Source organism: Curtobacterium sp. NPDC089689 (assembly GCF_044749145.1).
Taxonomy (GTDB): Bacteria; Actinomycetota; Actinomycetes; order Actinomycetales; family Microbacteriaceae; genus Curtobacterium.
The window spans coordinates 68,775-90,524 of the sequence record NZ_JBIVHJ010000001.1 but is presented as its reverse complement, the minus strand read 5'-3'; the positions used below and the strand labels follow the sequence as shown (position 1 = coordinate 90,524).

19 protein-coding genes are annotated in these 21,750 nt (G+C 72.4%); 8 read left to right on the top strand and 11 right to left on the bottom strand.

Translation table 11 applies throughout. The features are described 5' to 3' along the window. Window positions 1–2: 2 nt before the first annotated feature. Together ACIPYW_RS00435 and ACIPYW_RS00430 are read right to left on the bottom strand one after the other, a co-directional pair. Window positions 3–1,520 carry a sensor histidine kinase gene (locus tag ACIPYW_RS00435; RefSeq protein WP_400409815.1) on the bottom strand — a complete coding sequence of 506 codons (1,518 nt, stop codon included), beginning with the start codon at window positions 1,518–1,520 and terminating at the stop codon, window positions 3–5. After that, on the bottom strand, window positions 1,517–2,194 hold the full coding sequence (locus ACIPYW_RS00430) for a response regulator transcription factor (RefSeq protein WP_058724844.1): 678 nt from the start codon (window positions 2,192–2,194) through the stop codon (window positions 1,517–1,519). Before ACIPYW_RS00430 ends, ACIPYW_RS00435 begins: the two co-directional genes overlap by 4 nt. 203 nt (window positions 2,195–2,397) lie before the next feature. Here ACIPYW_RS00430 and ACIPYW_RS00425 point away from each other — a divergent pair, with 203 nt between their 5' ends. Next, complete coding sequence (locus tag ACIPYW_RS00425; protein WP_400409813.1) at window positions 2,398–2,727, top strand: hypothetical protein; 330 nt, start codon at window positions 2,398–2,400, stop codon at window positions 2,725–2,727. Between the two features lie 241 nt (window positions 2,728–2,968). On the opposite strand, the gene ACIPYW_RS00420 is transcribed toward ACIPYW_RS00425, so the two are convergent. Beyond that, window positions 2,969–4,000, bottom strand: coding sequence for an aromatic acid exporter family protein (locus ACIPYW_RS00420; RefSeq protein WP_400409811.1), 1,032 nt, complete (start codon window positions 3,998–4,000; stop codon window positions 2,969–2,971). A gap of 80 nt (window positions 4,001–4,080) precedes the next feature. On the opposite strand from ACIPYW_RS00420, the gene ACIPYW_RS00415 reads away from it, so the two are divergent. Together ACIPYW_RS00415 and ACIPYW_RS00410 are read left to right on the top strand one after the other, a co-directional pair. Beyond that, on the top strand, window positions 4,081–5,325 hold the full coding sequence (locus ACIPYW_RS00415; protein ID WP_400409808.1) for an aminoglycoside phosphotransferase family protein: 1,245 nt from the start codon (window positions 4,081–4,083) through the stop codon (window positions 5,323–5,325). A gap of 511 nt (window positions 5,326–5,836) precedes the next feature. After that, window positions 5,837–7,972, top strand: a complete 2,136-nt coding sequence (locus ACIPYW_RS00410; protein ID WP_400409805.1) for a DEAD/DEAH box helicase — start codon at window positions 5,837–5,839, stop codon at window positions 7,970–7,972. Between the two features lie 119 nt (window positions 7,973–8,091). On the opposite strand, the gene ACIPYW_RS00405 is transcribed toward ACIPYW_RS00410, so the two are convergent. Then, entirely contained in the window at window positions 8,092–8,364 is a 273-nt protein-coding gene (locus ACIPYW_RS00405) for a mycoredoxin (RefSeq protein ID WP_290132336.1), read from the bottom strand. A gap of 89 nt (window positions 8,365–8,453) precedes the next feature. Between ACIPYW_RS00405 and ACIPYW_RS00400 the strand changes: the two genes are divergently transcribed. The 3 genes from ACIPYW_RS00400 to ACIPYW_RS00390 are packed head-to-tail and all read left to right on the top strand — an operon-like array spanning window position 8,454 to window position 11,166. Then, window positions 8,454–8,792 carry a PadR family transcriptional regulator gene (locus tag ACIPYW_RS00400; RefSeq protein WP_400409802.1) on the top strand — a complete coding sequence of 113 codons (339 nt, stop codon included), beginning with the start codon at window positions 8,454–8,456 and terminating at the stop codon, window positions 8,790–8,792. Then, window positions 8,789–9,628 carry a hypothetical protein gene (locus tag ACIPYW_RS00395; RefSeq protein WP_400409800.1) on the top strand — a complete coding sequence of 280 codons (840 nt, stop codon included), beginning with the start codon at window positions 8,789–8,791 and terminating at the stop codon, window positions 9,626–9,628. The genes ACIPYW_RS00400 and ACIPYW_RS00395 overlap by 4 nt, the downstream gene beginning before the upstream one ends. Continuing rightward, the gene (locus tag ACIPYW_RS00390; protein WP_400409798.1) at window positions 9,625–11,166 is read left to right on the top strand and encodes a CYTH domain-containing protein; all 1,542 of its coding nucleotides are present in this window, start codon (window positions 9,625–9,627) and stop codon (window positions 11,164–11,166) included. The genes ACIPYW_RS00395 and ACIPYW_RS00390 overlap by 4 nt, the downstream gene beginning before the upstream one ends. Before the next feature lie 50 nt (window positions 11,167–11,216). Here ACIPYW_RS00390 and ACIPYW_RS00385 read toward each other — a convergent pair whose 3' ends face one another. Then, entirely contained in the window at window positions 11,217–13,400 is a 2,184-nt protein-coding gene (locus ACIPYW_RS00385; protein WP_400409796.1) for a S9 family peptidase, read from the bottom strand. A gap of 57 nt (window positions 13,401–13,457) precedes the next feature. Continuing rightward, a complete protein-coding gene (locus ACIPYW_RS00380; RefSeq protein WP_400409794.1) occupies window positions 13,458–14,630 on the bottom strand; it encodes a Fic family protein in 1,173 nt (390 codons plus the stop codon). Between the two features lie 151 nt (window positions 14,631–14,781). Between ACIPYW_RS00380 and ACIPYW_RS00375 the strand changes: the two genes are divergently transcribed. Further along, on the top strand, window positions 14,782–15,981 hold the full coding sequence (locus ACIPYW_RS00375; RefSeq protein WP_400409793.1) for an amidohydrolase: 1,200 nt from the start codon (window positions 14,782–14,784) through the stop codon (window positions 15,979–15,981). 142 nt (window positions 15,982–16,123) lie between these two features. On the opposite strand, the gene ACIPYW_RS00370 is transcribed toward ACIPYW_RS00375, so the two are convergent. Next, window positions 16,124–17,014 carry an aminodeoxychorismate lyase gene (locus ACIPYW_RS00370; protein ID WP_400409791.1) on the bottom strand — a complete coding sequence of 297 codons (891 nt, stop codon included), beginning with the start codon at window positions 17,012–17,014 and terminating at the stop codon, window positions 16,124–16,126. A gap of 65 nt (window positions 17,015–17,079) precedes the next feature. Further along, the gene (locus ACIPYW_RS00365; RefSeq protein WP_290132328.1) at window positions 17,080–17,430 is read right to left on the bottom strand and encodes a tryptophan synthase subunit alpha; all 351 of its coding nucleotides are present in this window, start codon (window positions 17,428–17,430) and stop codon (window positions 17,080–17,082) included. A gap of 52 nt (window positions 17,431–17,482) precedes the next feature. Between ACIPYW_RS00365 and ACIPYW_RS00360 the strand changes: the two genes are divergently transcribed. Beyond that, a complete protein-coding gene (locus ACIPYW_RS00360) occupies window positions 17,483–17,983 on the top strand; it encodes an 8-oxo-dGTP diphosphatase (protein ID WP_400409788.1) in 501 nt (166 codons plus the stop codon). Here ACIPYW_RS00360 and ACIPYW_RS00355 read toward each other — a convergent pair whose 3' ends face one another. The 3 genes from ACIPYW_RS00355 to ACIPYW_RS00345 all read right to left on the bottom strand — a co-directional run bounded on the left by ACIPYW_RS00355 (window position 17,984) and on the right by ACIPYW_RS00345 (window position 21,649). Next, window positions 17,984–18,271: a hypothetical protein gene (locus ACIPYW_RS00355; RefSeq protein ID WP_290132326.1), complete on the bottom strand. Its 288-nt coding sequence runs from the start codon at window positions 18,269–18,271 to the stop codon at window positions 17,984–17,986. It abuts the gene before it with no gap. A gap of 30 nt (window positions 18,272–18,301) precedes the next feature. Beyond that, on the bottom strand, window positions 18,302–19,840 hold the full coding sequence (locus tag ACIPYW_RS00350; RefSeq protein ID WP_400409786.1) for a hypothetical protein: 1,539 nt from the start codon (window positions 19,838–19,840) through the stop codon (window positions 18,302–18,304). Between the two features lie 120 nt (window positions 19,841–19,960). Then, entirely contained in the window at window positions 19,961–21,649 is a 1,689-nt protein-coding gene (locus ACIPYW_RS00345; protein ID WP_400409784.1) for a cation:proton antiporter, read from the bottom strand. Window positions 21,650–21,750 lie beyond the last annotated feature (101 nt).

The window sequence follows — 21,750 nt, the reverse complement described above, 5'->3', positions numbered from 1 at the left end:
CGCTACCGGGCCTCGGGGATCTGGATGGTGACCTCGAGGCCACCGGACCGGACGTTGCGGAGGGATGCCGTGCCTCCCGCGCGTTCCGCGATCGCCCGGACGATCGCGAGCCCGAGTCCGGAGCCGCCGGGCATGGTGATCGCGCCCGTGGCGGGGTCCGGGTTCGGCCGTGACTTGCGGGCTTCGTCCGGTCGCGTGAACCGGTCGAAGGCCACCGGGATGAACGACTCCGGGACGCCGGGGCCGTCGTCCGTGATCTGCAGGACGCCCTGGCCGTCGGCGCTCCGCCAGGAGACGAAGATCCCGCCGCCACGGGGGAGCGCCGCGACCGCGTTGCCCGCGACGTTCGTCACGAGCTGCGCCATCCCGCCGGTGTCGAGCCGGTACCGCGGCTCCACCGTGCCGCCACCGATGCCCGGGCCGGAGCCACCCACGGCGACGGGGGGCTCGAGGTCGAAGTCGACCGTGATGTCCTTCGCCGAGGCGATGAGGCGCACGCGGTCGACGGCGGCCATCACCTCGTCGCCGAGGTCCGACCAGCCCGTCGTGGGCTGCTCGGCGCCGTCCTGCTCGCGCCGCTCCGACTCCTCGATGCGGGAGAGCGCGAGCAGGTCGTTCGCGAGTCGCGACAGGCGGGCGACGCTGTGCTTGGCGCGCTCGATGTGGGCCGCCAGGGCGGTCGCGTCGTCGCCGTCCAGCGATGCCAGGTCGAGTTGGGTCGTCAGGATCGCGAGCGGCGTGCGGAGCTCGTGGCTCGCGTCACTGACCATCTGGCGTTCGCGCTCCGTGGCCTGCCGGGTGCGGGCGAGGAAGGCGTTGAGGGTGGTGGCGAGCGACGCGAGTTCGTCCTGCGCCGGGCCGACCGGCAGTTCGGCGCGCTCCGGGGCGACCGATAGCCGCTCGGCCTCGCGCCGCATCCGGTTCACCGGACGGAGCGCGGTCGTCGCGAGCACCCACGACGCGACGCCGAACGCGATGAGGATCGCCAGGCCGGTGAGGGAGAGGGTGGTGGTGAGGTCGTCGACGACGAGGGCCTCGGCCTGCGAGTTGCGTGCGGCGACGACGGTCCAGCGGCCGGCGCGGTTGACGGGGTGTTCGACGACCACCCGGTACTGCGAGCTCGCGACGTCGATCACGCGGGTGCCGGCCCGTTCCTCGGCGAGGCTGCCGAGTGCTCGCTCCAGACGGCCCGGCATGGTCGAGAGCACGATGTCGCCCGAGGGGGAGACCACCGCGACGAGTTGGGCGTTCCCGGGCTGCGAGAGGTCCGGGTCGCTGTCGACCTCGAGCGTTGCGACGTACGGGTCGGCATCGGCGTCGAGCAGCGTCCGGGTGGCGCTCGCCACCACACTGACGACCTGGAAGCGCATGACGAGCACGAGCAGGACGATCACCACCGCCGCGATCGCCGTCGACCCGATCGTGATCCGGGCCCGCAGCGAGAGCAGCCGGAGCGGGCGCACGAAGCCCCGGCGTCCGGTCGGCGCGTCCGACCGTCCGTCCGGGGTCGTGGTGCTCACGCTCCGACGAGGTCGAGACGGTAGCCGCGTCCGCGGACCGTCGAGATCGCCACGGTGGCCTCGTGCGCGGTCAACTTCTTGCGGAGGTACGAGATGTACTGCTCCACGACGTTGGGGTCGACGTGCTGCGAGCCGTCCCAGACCTCCTCGAGGATCTTCGGACGGTCGACGACGCTGCCCACCGACCGCGCGAGCAGGCGCAGGAGCGCGAACTCGGTCGGGCTCATCGCCACGCGCTGGCCCTTGATCGCGACGCGACGCGCCTCGGAGTCGATCGCCACGTCACCGACCTCGATCGTGCGGGGCGCGCCGGCGGTCTCGCGGCGGCCGAGTGCGCGGAGCCGGGCGGTGAGCTCGGCGAAGGCGAAGGGCTTCGTGAGGTAGTCGTCCGCGCCGGCGTCGAGACCGAACACGCGGTCGTCGACGGCGTCACGCGCGGTGACCAGCAGGATGCGCACGGGGTCCTCCCGCTCGCGGATCCGTCGGGCGAGCTCGAAGCCGGACATGCCCGGCATCATGACGTCGACGACCGCCAGGTCGAACGACTGCTCCCCGAGTGCGATGAGCGCCTCGACACCGTTCTCGACCGCGACGACGCGGTACCCCTCGGCAGCGAGTCCGCGTTCCATGAGGGCGCGCATCTCGTCGTCGTCCTCGACCACCAACAACCGCATAGTGGACCTCCTCGACCCCATGGTGGCATCGAACCTGTACGCGCGGGAGATCCCGGGGCCGATCCGGCTGAATCTCGTCACAGAACGGTCCGGCAGTAGAACGTTCTGTCCCGCGTTCGAGGGACATGAGGACTGCTCTCTTCATTGCTAGGCTGCGATCGGACCGAGCGCGCCCGACGCTGGGTCCGCACGGGGGCACCACCATGACCATGACCGAGACGCCGGACCACCCGGCGATCATCCGGCTCCGGATCGAACTCGACGCAGCGTGGAAGAGCGTCTGCGCGCTCGAGGGCCTCGCGGACGACCGCCGGGGGAGGGTCGTCGCGGAACTCCGGACGGCCGTGCCCGACGTCGCCAGCCGCGCGGCGCTCGAGGCCGGGACGGACGCGGCGGTCGCGGAGATCAGCCGCTTCGCGGAGGCAGAGGTCGTCCGGGTCGACGTGTTCGACGCGGGTGCCGTCGTACCGTCGAGCGTCCTCTGGGACGACATCGTGCACACCGCCGCCGAGGCCGCCGTCGCCCGACGCTGACCCGGTGTCCGGTGCCCGGTGCCCGCTCCCGGTGCCCGCTCCCGGTGCCTGGCGCGCGGCTCTCGGCGCCCGCTCCCGGTGCCCGGTGCCGCGAGACTCGCGCTGCGCGACACTCCTCGCGGCCCGGACCGCGAGAACCGTCGCCGCACGCGAGACTCGGCCCCGCCAAGCGGCGCACGCGCCGCCGCGCGCCCCGCGAAGCTGCGCGCGCGCCGCCGCACGCGCCGCGCCGCGCCGCGCGTCAGTCGTCCTCGCCGAGGAGCTCCTCGCGCACGCGCCGGATGTCCTCGAGCAACGCCCCGATGAGGATCCAGTGCTGCGAGTTCGGCCGGAGGACCTCGAGCGGCGCCGTCAACGCCGGCTCCTCCACGACGGGCAGCTCGGACGCCTCGACCCGCTGGCTGAGCGCCCGGACGTCCGTCCCGATCCGCGCGACCTCGGTGGCGATGCGCCCCACGACCGGGTCGGCGACGAGGTCCGGTCCGGTGTTGTCCCGGATCGCCCGCGTCATGCCGGTGACCCGGGTGACGAGCACCCGGAGGTGCTCCGCGACCGCGGCGTCCCGGTCGAGGACGTCCCGGTGCCGACTCCGTCGTGGGTTCATCGTGAGCGACTCGCGCGCGGCCCCGATCGACGCCTCGGCACGGAGGTGCTGGGACCGCAGCGCGCGGGCCTGCAGCAGCGCGTCGTGCCACCGCTCGTGGTCCCACCCCTCGGTCAGTCCGACGGCGATCCGCTCGAACGCCGCCGCCGTGTCGCGGGCGAGTCGGGCGACGGCGAGGTGGGCGGGCTCGAGCAGCACCGGCGGCACGAGCGCGGCGTTCACCACGAGGGCGACCACCGCGCCGACGACGGTCTCGAGGATGCGGTCGGCGGAGTAGTTCGGCGTGACGACACCCGCGGTGAGCACGAGCATGCCGCTGATGCCGACCTGGGTCGCGGACGTCGGGGTCAGGCGCAGCGCCCAGGCGATGAGGATCGCGAGCACGACGACGAGCAGCACCACCCAGACGCTGTCCCCGAGCAGCTGGTGGACACCCGTCGCGAGGACGACCCCGAGCACGACGCCGGCGCTCCGCTCGAGCCCCTTCACGAAGGACTGGTTGATGCTCGGCTGCACGACGAGCAGGGCGGCGATGGCGGCGAAGGTCGGGAACGGCCCCTGGATGAGCAGTCGGCAGAGGAGCACTGCGGCGACCACCGCGACCGCGGTCTTGACGACCTGCAGGAAGGGGGTGCGGCTGGAGCTGCGGAGCCTCGCGACCGGGTTCACGACGACCACGCTAGCCACGAGCCGCACGACGGGCCGTGCACGAACGCGACGAAACCGCGGCGACACGGTTGACTGATCCCGTGTGGCCCAACCACGAACGCGTCATCCCGCAGGCCTTCGCCGGCTCCGGGACCTCCGTCGTGGCCGCGCGCGCCCACTCGGTCGAGCCCTCGGGCAACGGCTACCTCTACGGCTACGAGGTCGACACGGTCGACCGCGGCGGACAGCGCGCGACGGTCCTGACGTACGTCGACACCGGTGGCACGCACGACCAGAACAGCGCGATCGTCACGGACCCCGCCACTGGGGAGCCGGTCTCGGTGTGGGCGTACCCGAACGACCCCGGTCTGCCCGTGCTGCCGCAGGTGACCTACCGCGACGCCGTCGCCGAGCTCCTCACCACGCTCGGCATGCCGGTCACCGACCCGACGCTGACGGTCGCGGCGTACCGACCCGGCAAGCGTGCCGTGGTCCGCGTCGACGCTCCCGAGGGCACGGTCTTCCTCAAGGTCGTGCGCCCGCACCGCGTCGCGCCGATCGTCCGGTCGCACGAGCAGTTCGTCCAGGCCGGGCTCCCGGTGCCACGCGTGCTGTCGAGCCGCGGCGACGGCCTGCTCGTGCTCGAACGCATCCGCGGGGTGCCGGCGGGCAGTCGCATCCTCGACATCGCCGACGACCCGCGGTTCGTCGCGTCGCTCGCTGCGCTCTCCGGTCGGATCGCCACGGTCCCGATGACCCAGCAGGCCCGCGCGGACGCCATGGACCACGCGGACTGGCACCGCCGCACGCTGGTCGCCGCGCTGCCGCAGGACGCCGAGGAGATCGACCGCCTGTACGACGCGATCGGTCGACGCTCGATCGGCTGGACGAGCGGGACGAAGCAGGTCGTGCACGGCGACCTCCACCTCGAGCAGGTCTTCGTCGACGAGGACGAGCCCTGGCGCATCTCCGGCCTCCTTGACATCGACACCGCGGGCTGGGGCTACCCGGTCCGCGACGTGGGCGCCGTGGTCGCACACCTCGTGGTGACCGGGCTCTGGCACCGCTCCCGCGGTGACGCCGACCGGGGCGCGGCGGCCGAACGGCTCGCGGACGCGATCGCCCGCGACTGGGTCACCCGCTACCCCGCCGAGGCGGACCGCATCGGCCCCGCGATCGGCGCGCAGCTGCTCGCTCACGCGGGCGGTCAGGCGACGACCGGCTCTGCCACCGGGATCGCCACGGCGGAGCAGCTGCTCGCGGCGACACGCGCCGCGCTCGCCGAGGCGACCCCCGTCGCCCCGTCCGACGGCGTCGTCCGACCGCGCTCCGCACCACGGGTCTGACGCCGGCCCACCGGTCTCGCACCGCGCCTCCCGGTCGGCTCCGCACCGCGTTCCCGACGCCGCTCCGGTGGTCCTGCACCGTGCCTCCCGGTCGGGTCCGGACGTACCGGCCTGGTGGCGCGACGCGCGCGGGCAGCGTCGAGTCGCCTCCGTCGGTGGTCGGGGAGTAAACTGAACGCGCACGCACCGCGTGCCCGCGCGTCCCGTCGCATCCAGACAGGACCGGTCTGCCGCTTGGCGGACGCGGGTGCCGGATCCGTGGCCGCCCCGAGGGGGCGTCACGTGCGTGTGACGGCGCCGGATCCCGGCGCGGGCCGTCACGCGGTCGCCCGGTGGGTGACCGCAGACACCCGCGTGGAACCGACCGCGGACGCTCCGGAAGCGTGGCGGCGGGGGACCGGCGGACGACGGGCCACGGTGGCCCGCGATGCGCCGGGACCAGCTGGCCCCGGACGGAGACTTCCGCCGATCGGCGGCTCGCCCGTGACGAACGGGCGGAACAGGAGGAGCGTTGGCTCGATCAGGCACCCGGCGTGCTGCCGGCGGGACGCGGACCGCGTCGCGCCGCACCAGGCCGCTCGACAACGACGGCGTCATCCCCGTCCTCGCCCGCGCCGTGCGCGAGGTCGAGGCAGCAGCCCAGCGCGGGCCGCTCAAGGCGTCGAACCGTTCGAAGTTCCAGGCGGTCGCCCTGCTCATGCGCGAGGAACGCGCACGGGTCAAGGCGGACACGGAGCTCACCGACGCGCAGCGCGCCGAGCAGCTCAAGCGGCTCGACGGCGTCGCGACGATCCTCGCGAAGACCGCTGCCCGTGACACGAGCGTCATCCAGCTCCTGACGGAGGAGGCCTCCGTCAGCGAGGCCACCCGCACCGTCAAGCGCGACATGATGATCGCCGGCGGGATGGAACTCCAGCCCGAGGACCTCGTCATCGCCGCGGAGCCGTCGCCCACCGTCGAGACCCCGGTGCGCTCGGTCGTGCCGCAGGCCGTCGTGCAGCGGCAGCTCGCGAACCCGTTCCTCGCGCCCGACTTCGCCCTCGCGGACCAGCCCGTCGCGCACCCGCGTCGCCTGGCGAACTGGGAGCTCTTCGGCCCGCTCTTCAAGTCGTTCGAGTACGGCGCGGGCGGGGGAACGGCGTCGATGCCGCTGCCCGAGCCCACGACGCTGCACTCGAAGTCCGGCACGACGCTCATGAAGCACCAGGCCGAGCTCGTCGCCGCCGCGTCGCACGGTCACCGCACGTTCCTGCTCGCCGACGAGCCGGGCCTCGGCAAGACCGCGCAGTCGCTCCTCGCCGCCGAGGCCGCGAACGCGTTCCCGCTGCTCGTGGTCGTCCCGAACGTCGTCAAGACGAACTGGGCACGTGAGGCCGCGCGGTGGGTCCCGAACCGGACCGCGACCGTCATCCACGGAGACGGCGACGACCTCGACGGGTTCGCCGACATCGTCATCGTGAACTACGAGATCCTCGACCGGCACGTCGGCTGGCTCGGGTCCTTCGGGTTCAAGGGCATGGTCGTCGACGAGGCGCACTTCATCAAGAACAAGGACTCGCAGCGGTCCCGGTTCGTGCTGCAGCTCGCCGAGAAGATCCGCTCCCGGGTGGCCGCGCCGCTGCTCATGGCACTGACCGGTACCCCGCTCATCAACTCCGTCGAGGACTTCCGAACCATCTGGGAGTTCCTCGGCTGGATCGACGACAAGAAGCCGCGCGCGAAGCTCATGAACGAGCTCGAGGAGATCGGTCTCACGCCGGCCGACCAGGGCTTCTTCACCGAGGCTCGGAAGGCCGTCATCGACCTCGGCATCGTCCGGCGTCGCAAGGTCGACGTCGCCGCGGACATCCCCGCCCGTCGCATCGCCGACATCCCGGTGGAGCTCGACGGCGACGAAGGCCGTTCGATCCGCGACGCCGAACGCGAGCTCACCGCGAAGCTCGTCCGCCGCTACCACCAGGCACTCGATGCCCGCACCGGGCAGGACCCGGTCGTCGGCATCGACCACAAGCTCGTCCGCCAGGTCGCGCGGTGGGAGCTCGAGGACCAGGACGCCTCGTCGACCGGCGAGAACGTGTTCTCGATGGTGCGGCGGATCGGTCGTGCCAAGGCACAGCTCGCAGCCGACTACGCCGCGCAGCTCGCGTCGAACGTCGGCAAGGTCGTGTTCTTCGCGAAGCACCTCGACGTCATGGACCAGGCGGAGGAGGTCTTCGCCCGCCGCGGTCTGCGCACCGCCACGATCCGCGGCGACCAGACCCCGACGCAGCGGACCGCCGAGATCGACTCGTTCGTGAACGACCCCGACGTGGCCGTCATCGTGTGCTCGCTCACCGCGGCGGGTGTCGGCCTGAACCTGCAGGTCGCGTCCAACGTGGTGCTGGCGGAGCTGTCGTGGACGAGCGCCGAGCAGACGCAGGCGATCGACCGCGTGCACCGCATCGGGCAGGAGGAGCCCGTCACCGCGTGGCGGATCATCGCCGCACAGACGATCGACACGAAGATCGCGGATCTCATCGACTCGAAGGCGTCGCTGGCCGCACGGGCGCTCGACGGCTCCGACGAGGAGATCGTCGACTCGGGCGACATCCAGCTCGACGCGATGGCGGCGCTGCTCACCGAGGCCCTGGAGCGCGGGGCGCGGTAGCGCTCGGCGCGGCCCGGTGCCGTTCGCGTCCGCACGACGAAAGCCCGCCGGAACCCCGGGTCCGCGTGGTTCCGGCGGGCTTTGGTCGTGCGTGGGCCGCTGCGGGCGACGCTTCCGCGTCAGACGCGCGACTGGACCTCGGCGAGGGAGGGGTTCGTCGCGGTGCTGCCGTCCGGGAACACGAGCGTCGGCACGGTCTGGTTGCCGCCGTTCACCTCGGCGACGAGCTCAGCGGTGCCCGGGGTCTGCTCGATGTCGACCTCGCGGAAGGGCACGCCCGCCTTCGTCATCTGGTTCTTCAGCCGGGCGCAGTAGCCGCACCAGCTCGTCGTGAACATCGTGACGCCGCCGGCATCGGGCACGAACTGGTCACGGGTGATCGTCTCGCTCATGCGCTCAGGGTAACCCGGCTGTCTGGGCGCGGAGTGCCGCTTGTCCTACATAGCTTGACGTGCTTGTTCTACATAGGTAGGTTCGTCACATGGAACCGATCAAGCGCGTGACCGCCCCCACGCTCGACGTCCTCGACGCGCTGCTCGCCGCGGACGGGCCGACCTGGGGGCTGCTCGTCATCAAGGCGACCGGTCGGCAGGCGGGGACCGTGTACCCGATCCTCGAGCGACTCGAACAACTCGGGTGGATCCGCTCGAGCTGGGACGACGACGCCGAACGGTCCGGACCACGCCGACGGCTCTACGAGTTCACCGGGGACGGAGCGGTCGCAGCGCGCGAGCTCGTCGACGCCCGTGCCGACGCCGCCCGTGCCGCCGCACGCCCCACGGGTGCCGCCCGTCCGACCAACCGGCCGGTGGCATCGTGAGCGCGCTCGACCGCGCGCTCATCGCCGCCGCCGTCGCGATGACGCCGGCCGCACACCGGGACACCCGCCGAGAGCAGTGGTCCGCCGACGTGCAGGGCGCCGCCGAACTCGACCTCTCGCCGACCGCGCTCGCGTTCGGTGCCTTCACCACGGCGGTGTTCCACCGCCGCGCCGACCGTCGCACCACCTGGGGGACCACCATGACCGCAGTACCCGGCTCCGTTCGCCGTACGCCGCACTCGATCCCGACGATCCCGGTGCTCCTGGCGCTCGGGGTCCTGTCCTACTTCGCCGGCAGTGCGCTGCTCGGTCTCCTGCAGCGGTACAACGGCTTCGCGGCGGCCATGCCGGTGTACGTCTTCGATGCCGCCGTGCTCACCGTGGTGCCGGGGATCTCCGTGTGCGCGAGCCTGCTGCTGGTCACCGGCGTGCGGTTGCGTCGGCGCGTGCTCGGCGGGATCGTCGCGCTGCTCGTCGGCGTGCTCTGGTTCGCCCTGGCGACCGGGATCGTCAACCCGCCCGTCCACGCTGCGCTCTCGCTCGGCATCGTCGCCGCGGGCTGGCTCGCGGCCTCGCTCGTCGTGCTCCGTCGACCGGGCTGGACCTGGTCGCTCCTGCTCTTGCCCGTGGTGGCGGCGATCCTCGTGTTCCCCCTGTCGAACAGCGTCTACGGAACGCAGCTCGCGTACTCGATCAAGGCGGCGATCGCGTCGGCGGTCGCGATCGTCCCCTTCCTGGTCGCGCTGCTCGCGGCGATCGTCGCCGGGCGGATGTCGACGGACTCGTCGACCCGGTTCGTGGCACCCGAGCGAGCCCTGGTAGACAAGAGCGCGTGAGTGACACGCACCTCGAGATCGAGCGCACCTACGACCTGCCCGAGGGCGGCGACCTGCCCGACCTGATCGGCGTCGGGGGCATCCTGCAGTCCGAGCGGCAGGAGCCGTTCGAGCTCGACGCCACCTACTGGGACACCGAGCGGTACGACCTCGTGGCCGCACGGGTGACCGTCCGGCGCCGGACCGGTGGTGTCGACGCCGGCTGGCACATCAAGCGCGCGGCCTCGGACACCGTCCGGCACGAGCAGCACTTCCCGCTCACCGACGACGCCGACACCGTTCCGGACGAGGTCCTCGCCGCACTCTTCACCGAGCGCCGGGGTCGTGGCCTGCGTCCGGTCGTCCGGATCACCACCACCCGGACCGTGACACGGCTCCTCGACGAGGACGGCGACCAGCTCGCGGAGCTCGCCGACGACACCGTCCGTGCCCAGCGCCTCGACGACGACGCCCCCGAGACGCCGCGCACCTGGCGCGAGGTCGAGGTCGAGACCGTCGGCGGCGTCGACGAGCAGATCGCGCACGAGCTCTTCGCCGCCCTCGACGGACGCTTCGCGGCCGTGGGGGCCGGCCCTGCCGCCGTCTCGTCCAAGCTGGCACGTGGGCTGGCCGGCGCACCGGCACCGCGCCTGCAGACCGGCGACAAGCCCGAGAAGGGCACCGCCGCCCGCGCGCTCACGAAGCGTCTCCGGAAGCTGCGCGCATCGCTGCTCGAGCAGCAGGCCGACCTGCGCGACCAGTCGACCGCGCCGACCGTGGACCTCCGCGAGACCGCCGCCACCGCGCTCGGGATCGCCGCCGTCCTCGGCTCGTACCGACCGGCGTTCGCGCCGACCGAGGAGTTCGACCGCGCTGCCGAGGCGGCGGACGGCCTGGCCGTCGTGACCGCCCGAGCCGCGCTCGCCGAGTACCTCGTCGAGCGGCTGCCCCGAGCATCCACCCCGGCGCAGGACGCCCTCGTCGACGCGATGACCCGCGAGCGGATCCTCGCCGCCACCCGCGAACGGCGCGCGCACGCGATCCGCGACGTCGTGTCGTTCCTGCACACCGAGCCGTTCCTCGAGCTGCTCGACGCGCTCGACGACGCCGTGGAGCGGCCCGAACCGACCGCCTGGGCCCTGCGGTCCCCGAAGCACGTCGCACAGGACGTCTCCGCGATCGAGAAGCCCCGCGTGCGGGACCTCGTGCGTGACGCCGTCGCAGACGAGGACGCCGAGGTCGCCGTGGTCGAGCGCGAGGCCGCTGCCCTCGCCGCGACCGAACTCGCGTGGACGGCGACACTCCGCGCTCGGATGGCGATGGACGTCCTCGGCGACGACGCGTTCCCGCACGCGCTGTGGAAGCGCATCGGCAACGCGGCCGAGGTCCTCACCGAGCGGGTCCGTTCCCTGCAGGCGCTCGAGCAGCTGCGGGTGAACTCGGGGATCGCTGAGCGTGGTGGCGAGGGGACGTTCGGGTACGGCGTCCTCGCGGGGGACCGCGTGCGGCTCGCCGAGCAGTCCTACGACGAGGCGGTGCACACGCTCAACCGCGTGTGAGTGCCGCGCCGGCGCCCCAGACGCGCGGTTGGGGCGCCGGCGCCGCGCGCTCAGCCGGCGGCGATGGGGTCCGCGTCCGCCGCGGCCGGCGAGACCTCGGCCAGCCCGAGCGTGTCGAGCAGCCACGCGAGCTCGAACGCCCGCTCCTTCCACGACGCGTACCGGCCGCTCACACCGCCGTGCCCCGCAGCCATCTCGGTCTTCAGCAGCACCGGCGCGCCGACCTCACGCAGCCGTGCCGTCCACTTCGCGGGCTCGACGTAGAGCACCCGCGTGTCGTTGATCGACGTCACCGCGAGGATCTTCGGGTACTGCACGTCGTCGCGGACGTTCTCGTACGGCGAGTACTCGCTCATGTACCGGTACACCTCGGGGTCGTGCAGCGGGTCGCCCCACTCGTCCCACTCGATCACCGTGAGCGGCAGGTCCGGGTCGAGGATGCTCGTCAGCGCGTCGACGAACGGGACGGCCGCGAGGATGCCGGCGAACCGCTCGGGTGCGAGATTCGCGACGGCGCCCATGAGGAGCCCGCCGGCGCTGCCGCCCTCGGCGACGAGACGGTCAGCGGTGGTCCGCCCGCTGTCGATCAGGTGCGACGCGACCGAGACGAAGTCGGTGAAGGTGTTCTTCTTCGTGAGGGTCTTGCCGTCCTCGTACCAGTGCCGACCCATCTCGCCGCCACCCCGGACGTGCGCCACCGCGAACACGACGCCGCGGTCGAGCATGCTCAGTCGCATGACGCTGAAGCCCGGGTCGATGGAGTGCTCGTACGACCCGTAGCCGTAGAGGTGCAGCGGCGCGGGCTGTCCGGCGTCGACAGCATCCCGGCGCCACACGAGCGAGATCGGCACACGGGTGCCGTCCGCCGCGGTGGCCCAGTCACGCTCCTGCGCGTAGTCCGCCGGGTCGTACCCGCCGAGCACCGGCTGGCGCTTGAGGACGGTGACCTCGCCGGTCGCGAGGTCCAGGTCGCTCACCTCGGACGGGGTCACGAAGGAGGTGAAGCCGACCCGGAGCGTGGGCTGCTCCCACTCGGGGTTGCCGCCGAGTCCGGCGGAGAACAGGGCCTCGTCGAAGGGGACCTCGTGCGCGTCGCCGTAGCCGTCGTCCTCGATCGGGATGATCGCGACGCGGGGGAGCGCCTCGGACCGGTACTCGAGCGCGAGGTGCCCGGCGAAGGCGTCGACCGACTCGATCCGGCGCTCCGGGTGGTGGGCGACGACGACGCGGCGGTCCTGTTCGGAGGTCGGGTCGTCGGCGGGGACGTCGACCAGCTCGAAGTTCTCGGCGCCGTCGTTGTGCAGCACGAGGAACCGGTCGCTGCCGCCGACGATGGCGTGCTCGATCTCGTACTCGACGCCCTCGCGCCGCGGCCAGACGACCTGGAACTCGCCGGTCGGGTCCGCCGCGTCGAGGACGAGCGCCTCGGAGGTGATCTTCGACCCGAGCTCGATGACGATGTACTGCGACGACCGGGTGACGCCGACACCGACCCAGTACCGGTCGTCGGACTCCTCGAACACGACGACGTCCTCGGCGGCGGGTGCGCCGACGCTGTGCCGCCAGATGCGGTCCGGACGCCAGGAGTCGTCGACCGTCGGGTAGAAGACGAACCGGCCGGAGGGGTCGAACGTGGCACCGGCACCGGTGTTCGGGATCTCGTCGCCGAGGTCCTCGCCCGTCGTCAGGTCGCGCACGTGCAGCGTGTAGCGCTCGTCACCGGCGACGTCGACGCCGTACAGCAGCCGGGTGCCGTCGTCGGAGATGTCGTAGGAGCCGAGCGAGAAGAAGTCGTGGCCCTCGGCGAGGACGTTGCCGTCGAGCACGACCTCCTCGCCCGGCAGCGTGCCGGGACCGACGTCGGCAGGGGTCTCGATCGACGGCGGCGTCCAGTCGTCCGGACCGGCGATCGGCGCTCGGCACTGCACGCCGTACTGCGATCCCTCGGCCGTGCGGGTGAAGTACCACCAGCCGCCCATCCGCACTGGGACGGAGAGGTCGGTCTCCTGCACGCGGGCCTTGACCTCGCCGAAGATGCGGTCGCGCAGTGGTGCGAGGTGCGCCGTCGCCGCGTCGGTGTACGTGTTCTCGGCCTCGAGGTACGCGAGCGTGTCGGGGGACTCCTTGTCACGCAGCCACTCGTAGTCGTCGACGAAGTCGAAGCCGTGGTGCGTCCGGGTGACCGGGCGCTTCGCGGCGGTGGGCGGGGTGGCCTGTTCGTGCTCGCTGCTCACCGCTCCACCCTATGCGCAGGCGCCGTCACGCAGCCCGGCCCGGCCGCGCCGGCACCGTCACGCAACCCGGCCCGCCCGTGCGACCACTGCGTCGGTGACCCGCGCGGTGAAGGCCTCGAACTCGGCCGCGACACCCTCGACCCGCCACACCCGCCGCCGGCGCCGTTCGGTCAGGGACCGGAGCACGCCGGCACCGCACAGGCGCCGGACCACCGCGTCCACCCGGTCGTCGAGCAGTCCGTCGAGCGTGTCCTCCGTCACGGAGGACTCGCGCGCGAGCACGCCGACCAGCGCGGGGGGCAGCCCGAGGGTGTCGAGCCACGCCCGGTGCTCCCGGAGCACCAACGCCGAGAGCGTCGCCTCGTCGCAGACGGTGCCGATCGCGATCGCGAGGTCGCGGACGAGGTCGTCCACGTCGCCGTCCCGGTACGCGGCGAGCCGGCCGAAGTACCGCGCACGCTCGGCCGCGAGCACCACGGCGACCGGAGCCGTCACCCGAACGCCCAGGCCCCGTCGGCGGAGGACCGCTGCGACGAGTGCACGTCCGATCCGACCGTTGCCGTCGGTGAACGGGTGGATCGACTCGAACTGGGCGTGGGCGAGGGCGGCCTGCGCGATCGGGTGGAGGTCGTCACGGTGCACGAAGGCCAGCAGGTCGTGCATCAGCTCCGGGACCTCGGCGGCGGGCGGTGGGACGTACGTCGCCAGTCGAGGCGTCGATCCGCCGCCGATCCAGTTCTGGACGTCGCGGTACTGCCCGGCGTACCGGGCGTCCACCGGGTCGTCGGCCATGAGCGCCCGGTGGGCGGCGAGGAGTGCCGCTTCGGTGACCGCACCGCCCGCAGCGCTCGCCGCGAGGCGCTCCAGTGCCGCGCCGGCTCGTGCCACGGTCGTCGCGCTCGGGTTCGCCCGTCCGCCGACGGAGGCGCGCGCCAGGTCGTCGAGGGTCGCGTGCTCGTGCTCGATCCGCGACGAGGCCACGGCTTCCGTCCGGACCATGATCGACGACAGCCCGGACAGGACGTGCCCGTGCTCGGCGTCGAGGGTCCGCAGCGCGTGTGCTGCGTGCGCGAGCAGCTGTTCGGTGCCGGCGTCGGGTGACCACTCTGCCGCGGCGATCCGCGGCGGCACGGAGGCCTCGACCTCGCGCAGCACCCGGTCGGCCCTCGGCCCGCGGGCACGGCTCCGCCACGGCACGACGACCTGCGCGTGCGCGGGCCACCGCTGCACGGGTGCGGACTCCGGCCGCGAGGGCGCGGACGATCTCGACCGGGGGGAGAGGGACAGCGGATGGGGCACGGGCCGCACGCTACGACGGCGTGCCAGCCGACCGCCAGGAATCCGGATGTCGCATGCACGGGGCGTCGCTAGCGTGGCACGCATGACCAACTCCTTCGCCATCACCGGTGCCCACGTCGTCCCCGTCAGCTCCCCGCAGTTCGACGGCGGGGCGGTCGTCGTCGAGGACGGGAAGATCACGGCGATCGGTCCCGACGTCTCCCCGCCGGGCGGCATGCCCGTGGTCGACGCCGCCGGTGCGTGGCTCGTCCCCGGCTTCGTCGAGGCCCACGGGCACGTCGGCATCCACGAGGAGGCCAACGGCGAGGCCGGCAACGACACGAACGAGATGACCGGCCCGAACATGGCCGGTGTCCGCGCGATCGACGCCGTGGACATCCAGGACGAGGGCTTCCGAGACGCCCTCGCCGGCGGCGTCACGAGCATCGTCGTCAAGCCCGGCTCCGGCAACCCGATCGGCGGGCAGACCGTCGCGATCAAGACCTGGGGCGGCCGGACGATCGACGAGCAGCTCATCTCCGACGCGGTGAGCGTGAAGAGCGCCCTCGGCGAGAACCCGAAGCGCGTCTACGGCGGGAAGGGCCAGACCCCGTCCACGCGCCTCGGCGTCGCGAAGGTCATCCGTGACGCCTTCGTCGAGGCCCAGAACTACCGCGCAGCCCGTGACGCCGCCGAGGCGAAGGGCGACCCGTTCGCCCGCGACCTCACGAAGGAGACGCTCGTCCGCGTGCTCGACGGCGAGCTCGCCTGGGACCAGCACACCCACCGCCACGACGACATCGCGACCGCGATCCGCCTCGCCGAGGAGTTCGGCTACCGCCTCGTCGTGAACCACGGCACCGAGGCGCACAAGATCGCCGACGTCCTCGCCGACAAGGGCATCCCGGTCATCTACGGACCGCTCTTCACGAGCCGGTCGAAGGTCGAGCTCCGCGACCGCGGCATCCCGAACCTCGCCACGGTCGCCGCCGCCGGTGTCCGGGTCGCCATCACGACGGACGCACCGGTCGTGCCGATCAACATGCTCGTCGACCAGGCCACGGCCGCCGTGAAGGAGGGCCTGCCCTGGCAGACCGCGCTCGAGGCACTCACGGTGAACCCGGCCGACATCCTCGGCTTCGGCGACCGCGTGGGCCGGCTCGAGGTCGGCCACGACGCCGACCTCGTCCTCTGGGACGGCGACCCGCTCGCCGCGACCAGCCGCGCGACGCGCGTCTGGATCGAAGGCGCGCAGGTGTTCGCGTGGGCCGACGGGCAGGGCGTCACCAGCGAGCGCTGGTGACCAGGTGACGGTCGGGCGCGCCCGCTCAGCGGCCTCGCGGAGCGATGCGCCGGGCGCGCCGACCGAGCCTGCGAGGGAGGACGTGGCGGCGCCGCCACGTGCCTCCCGTCCGATGTCGGGTCGGGTTGCGCGACCCGCGCGCTCAGGCCTCGCGCGACAGCAGGAACTCGTTGATGCGCTCGGTGAGCGGCAGGTCCATCGTCCGCGTGACCCCGTTCACCGACCGGATCGGCGCCGCCTGCCGGACGCTCGACACGAGCCAGAGGGCGTCGGCGGACTCGAGGTCGGCGAGCGTCACGAGCTCGTAGGCGGTGTCGATGCCGGCGTCCTCGGCGAACCGGAACACGTCGGCCTGTGTGGTCCCGGCGAGGATGCCGATGTCGGTGCGGGGCGTCACGAGCCGACCGCCGACGGACAGGATCAGGTTCGCCCGGGTGCCCTCGAGCACGTAGCCGTCCGTCGACACGAACAGCGCGTCGTCGGCCCCACGGCGGTCGGCCTCGCGCAGGGCCGCCATGTTCACCGCGTAGGACAGCGTCTTCGCGCCCTGCAGGAGCCACGGCGACGTGCGCTCGACGTCGTGCCGGTAGCCGCGGTCGAGCGTCACGACCGAGATGCCCTCGGTGCGGGCCGGCGTCTGGTCACCCGACGGCGCCGCGTACGCCCAGCCGGTCGGCCGGCCGGACCCCTCGACGCCCCGGGTGAGCACGGTCTTCACGAAGCCCTCGCGGACGGGGTCGAGCTCGGCGCACACGGCCTCGATCGTGCGGCGCCAGGCGTCGGCGTCCGGGACGGGCAGGTCGAGCATGCGGGCGGAGCGTTCGAAGCGCGCCAGGTGCGGTTCGAGCGCCTGCGGCCGGCCGTCCACCACGGTGATGGTCTCGAACACGCCGTCGCCGCGGATGATCCCGAGGTCCTGCACCTGCACGTGCTCCTCGAGCGGGGCGGCGAACCAGAACGTGTCGGCGTCCGGGTCGTGCGGCGCGGCGTCGCGGGAGGGCTGGTTGAGGATCGCGAGGACGGTTTCGGTCATGTCCCCATCCAACCGCAGCGCGCCTGGCCCCCGCACCGGGCCGCGCCCGGCGCCACGAGCGCCGGTCAGCTCGCGTCGGGGAGCGCCCCCATGAGCTTCCAGACCGCCTCGGTCAGCTCCGGGTGCTGCAGGGCGATGCGGCGCAGGCGGTGGTACTCCTCGCCCATGGCGGTGCCCTGCCCGGACGCCGGGTGCATCGACCACTGCGCGCTCCGCTTGCCGATCGCGGCGTCGAGCTCGAGGGAGTCTGCGCGGAGGATGAGCACGACCTGCTCGTCGACGGTCGGCAGCGTCGGCATGAAGTCCCACGGGTCCTCGCCCTGACGGCTCCGGTGCTCGACGAGCATCGAGATCTCCTCGGCGGCCTCGGCACGCAACACTTCGAGGCTGCGCCCCGACCTGCGTGACTCAGCCATGATGCCCCCGCAGCACGCCTGCCATGCAACGAGCGTACGCCACACTGGGGGCGTGACCGAACGCGCCGACCGCACGATCCAGCACCCGGCCGTGGTCGTCGTGTACCTGCTCCGCGACGGCGCCGACGGTCCCGAGGTGCTCCTCGGCGAGAAGCGGCGCGGACTCGGCACCGGTCGCCTGGTCGGCCCCGGCGGGAAGCGGGAGCCTGGCGAGGCGGCGGTCGACACGGCCGTCCGCGAGGTGGCCGAGGAGGTCGGCCTGCGGCTCGACCCCGACGACCTGGAGGCACGGGGCACGTTGGACTACCGGTTCCCGTTCCGGCCGTCCTGGTCCCAGGTCTCGGACGTGTTCGTCTGCCGCCGCTGGCAGGGGGACCCGACGGGCAGCGACGAGCTCGAGCCCCGGTGGATCCCGGTCGACGCCGTTCCCTACGGGGCGATGTGGGACGACGCGCAGTACTGGCTGCCCGGGGTGCTCGCGGGCGGCCGGGTCCGGGCACGCTTCACGTTCGCGGAGGACAACGCGACCGTGGCCGGGTTCACCGGCGCGTGATCAGCGGACCTGCTGTGTGCGGGTGCTGCCCGTGCGGGCCTCTTCCGCGGCGGCCATGACGTCGGCGTCGCCGCTTCGGCCACCCAGTGGGCGCACGAAGAAGTCCACGATGCCGAACCCGATCGCGCCGATCATCGCGAACATCGCCCACCCGACGAACAGCCCGGCGGTGTTCCGGCCGTCGGCGGGGGCCAGGAACACGCTCAGCGCGTAGAACACGACCGCGAGGGCGAGGAACACGACGACGACGGTGACGAGGACGCGGTGCCAGGCGATGCGCGGGTTCATGCGCCCAGGATACGCCCGGCAGTGCGCGCCTCAGTGCTCCGCGTGCCGGCCGTGGGGACGGTCGTCGGACCCGCCGCCGCTCCGCGCGGACGAGCGAGCCGGCACGTCGGAGCGGGCCGGTGCCCTGGAGCCGTCCGCCCGTGGGACGGGACGCGTGCGCGGACCGCTGGTCGGGCCTCCCGGCCTTCCCGCAGGAGCGGGGCGCTCGCCCGAGCGCACCACCGGGACGCGACCGGTCGGCGTGCTCTCGGTCTCGAGGCCGTCGCGACCGCCCATGAAGACGTCGCCGCCGGCTCGTTCGTCCTCCCACTCGTCGTCGCGCAGCACGCTGAGCGTGCCGGTCTCCGTCGAGGTGAGCCCGTGTCGCTCCAGCTCGTGGTCGCGCTGCTTGCCGAGGAACTCACGGTTCGCGGTCTGGGCGTCCTGGAACATCGTCGTCCGGCCGGTGACGATCGCGCGGATGCGTCGGTGCTCCCACCACATCTTGCCGAAGTACATCAGCACCAAGCCCGCCCCGGCGTAGCACGCCATGGTGATGAGCCCCCGCGTCAGACCGGGGCCGACGCCGTAGATCTGGTGCTTGATCATGTCGACCATGCTCGAACCGACGACGACGTTGTTGAGCCACGCGAACGGCTCCGGCATGAACCACTTCGGGTAGGCGCCGCCCGATGACGGCATCGAGAGGAAGACGAAGCAGATCATGGCCGGTGCGGCGATGAACCGACCGGCGAAGTAGCTCAGGCCGTTGACCGCGAGGCCGATCGCCACGATCCAGCCCCACGCGATGAGGACGAGTGGGACGAAGTGGCCGTGGATGGCGCCGACGACGGGGCCCGCGAGGGTGTTCGTGATGAGCGAGATGACGAGACCGCCGACGACGATCACGGCCATGCGCGTGCGGTGCCGGAGCGGGCCGCCCATGATCCCGATGAACATCGCCACCATGTAGCCGCCGATGCACCACGCGAGCATCACGTACATCGACACCGTGCCGTACTCGTCGTACGCGGGGAGCGGGGCGAGCTCGGTGATCTCCGGGGCCGCGGCGCCGCCGGCCTCGATCACCGCGGACAGCGTGGCGGGCACGAGTGAGGCGACCTGGAACTGGTGTGCGCTCGCCTTGAAGAACTCGTTCGCCGACGGGTCGTACGCCACCGCCATGCTGCCGGCGAGGACGTCCCGCTTCGCGGCGGCGAGGGAGTCGTAGACGTGGAAGACGTACTCACCCGGCAGCGCCTTGCCCACCGCGGCGACGAGCGTCGGGTCGCTGCCGACGAGGGCGACGGGCACGTCGTGCGGGTGCGGGGCGTGGAACGCGAACACGTAGCAGAGGCAGAAGCCGACGATGAAGAAGAGCGGCATCCAGAGCTGCAGGCCGATGAGCTGGAGCGAGGGGTGCAGCGTGCCGTACCAGCGGCGGTAGGCGCTGATCCGCTGGGGCTCCGGGACCGGGGCCTGACGGACGCGACGGTGACCTGCGACGGACGACCCCCGCCGGGGACGCGTGCCTCGGGTCGACGGGCGGGTGGTCCGCTTCGGTGGGAGGTCGTTCCGCGGGGTGCTCACTCGGCCACGTGCTCCTGTTCTCGATCCGGAGCGCCAGGATACGCCGCGACGTCCGACAGCGACCGGCGCGCGGTGCGCGCGGTCGCGCGACCGCGCGGCGTGCACGGTCGCGCGGCGCGGTCAGCTCCGGCTGCGGGACGCCTGGGCCGAGTCCATCGCGAGTTCTTCGGCGTCGAGCGTCACGAGCACGCGGCGCATGACCTCCTCGTCGAGGTTGCCCTTCTCGCGCTCCTCGAGCACGATCTCCCGGCGCCGGTCGAGCAGGTCGCGGCGGATGTCCTGCATCTGCGACCCCCGGAGTCGGGAGGGCAGCTGCTGGTCCTCGGTCTCCTCCTCCACGGCGTCCTGCCGGAAGGTCTCGGCGGCACGTTCGAGCCGGGCCTTCAGCCGCGCGACGAACACGTCGGTGGCCTCGACCCCGAAGCGCTCGCCCCACTCCGGTCGCCGCTGCTCGATGAGGTCGATCGCGGCGCGCGTGGTCCGCTCGTTGAGCCGCATCTCGCTGCGGACGTCCTGGATGCCCTCCTCCGGGTCCTGCACCTTGAGCGCCCGGATGACGAACGGCAGCGTCAGGCCCTGCAGCAGGAGGGTGCCGACCGTCACGATGAACGCGATCACGAAGATGGTGTCCTGCGCCGGGATCTCCGTCGGGCTCGCGACGACCGAGACCGCGGCGGCGAGCGTGACCACGCCGCGCATGCCCGTCCACGAGATGACCGTGAGCTCGCGCCAGTTGAGCTTCGGCTCAGCGGTCCCGCGCATCCACCGGAGCGACGGGTGCCCGCGGGAGAGCTTCACGCGCAGGGGCCGGAGCCACCGTCCGTTGATGCGGTTCCGTACGTAGGACTCGAAGACGAACAGCGGTCGCACCAGGATCACCACGAGCAGCACCACGACCGCGGCGGTCAGCGTCTCCCCGAGGCTCCGCTCGCTCTCGATCAGCTTCTGGACGACGTCGTTGAGCTGCAGGCCGATGAGCGCGAAGACGAAGCCCTCGAGGATGACGTCGATGCTCGTCCAGAGGGGGCGCTCCTGGAGTCTGGTCGCGTAACCCTCCTTCGGCGAGTTGTAGCCGATGTAGAGGCCGGCGGTCACGACCGCGATGACGCCGGACCCGGAGAGGTGCTCGGCGCCGATGTACGCGACGAAGGGGAGGAGGATGCTCATGATCGTCTCGACCACCGGGTCGTTGATCCGCATCCGGATCCAGTGCACCAGGACTCCGAGCACACCGCCGACGACGAGGCCGACGCCGATCGCGAGGCCGAAGATGCCGAGGTCCTGCCAGATCGTGAGGGACGTCCCCGCGATGATGAGCGTGAAGACCCGGACCAGGGTCAGCGAGGCGGCGTCGTTGATGAGGCTCTCGCCGGACAGCACCGTCATGACCCGACGGGGGAGCCCGAGCTTCCGGCCGATCGCGGCCGCCGACACCGCGTCCGGCGGGGCGACGATCGCGCCGAGCAGGATCGCCGCCGGCAGCGTCATGTCCGGGATGAGGAAGTACGCGACGACGCCGACGACCAGCGCCGTGACGATCACGAGGAAGATCCCGAGGCGACGGATCTGCTTGATCGACGTCTGGAAGCTCTGCCACGACACGTCGAGCGCGGCGGAGTATAGCAGCGGGGGCAGGACGACGGTGAGGATGACCTCGCTGTCGATCTCGATGTGCGGGAGCCCCGGGATGAACGACGCGGCGAGCGCGACGGCGGTGACGAGCAGCGGTGCGGGGAGGCCCTTCGCCCGCGCGAACCCCGTCACCGCCAGCGATCCGATCAGCAGGATGAGCAGCTCGACGGGGTCCATGAGGAACATTCTGTCATCGGAATGGTTCCGTTCCTGAACGGTTCGACAGGTCGAGTGGACACGGGGTGAACGGCAGGGTTTGTGCTCGGGCCGGTCGCCTG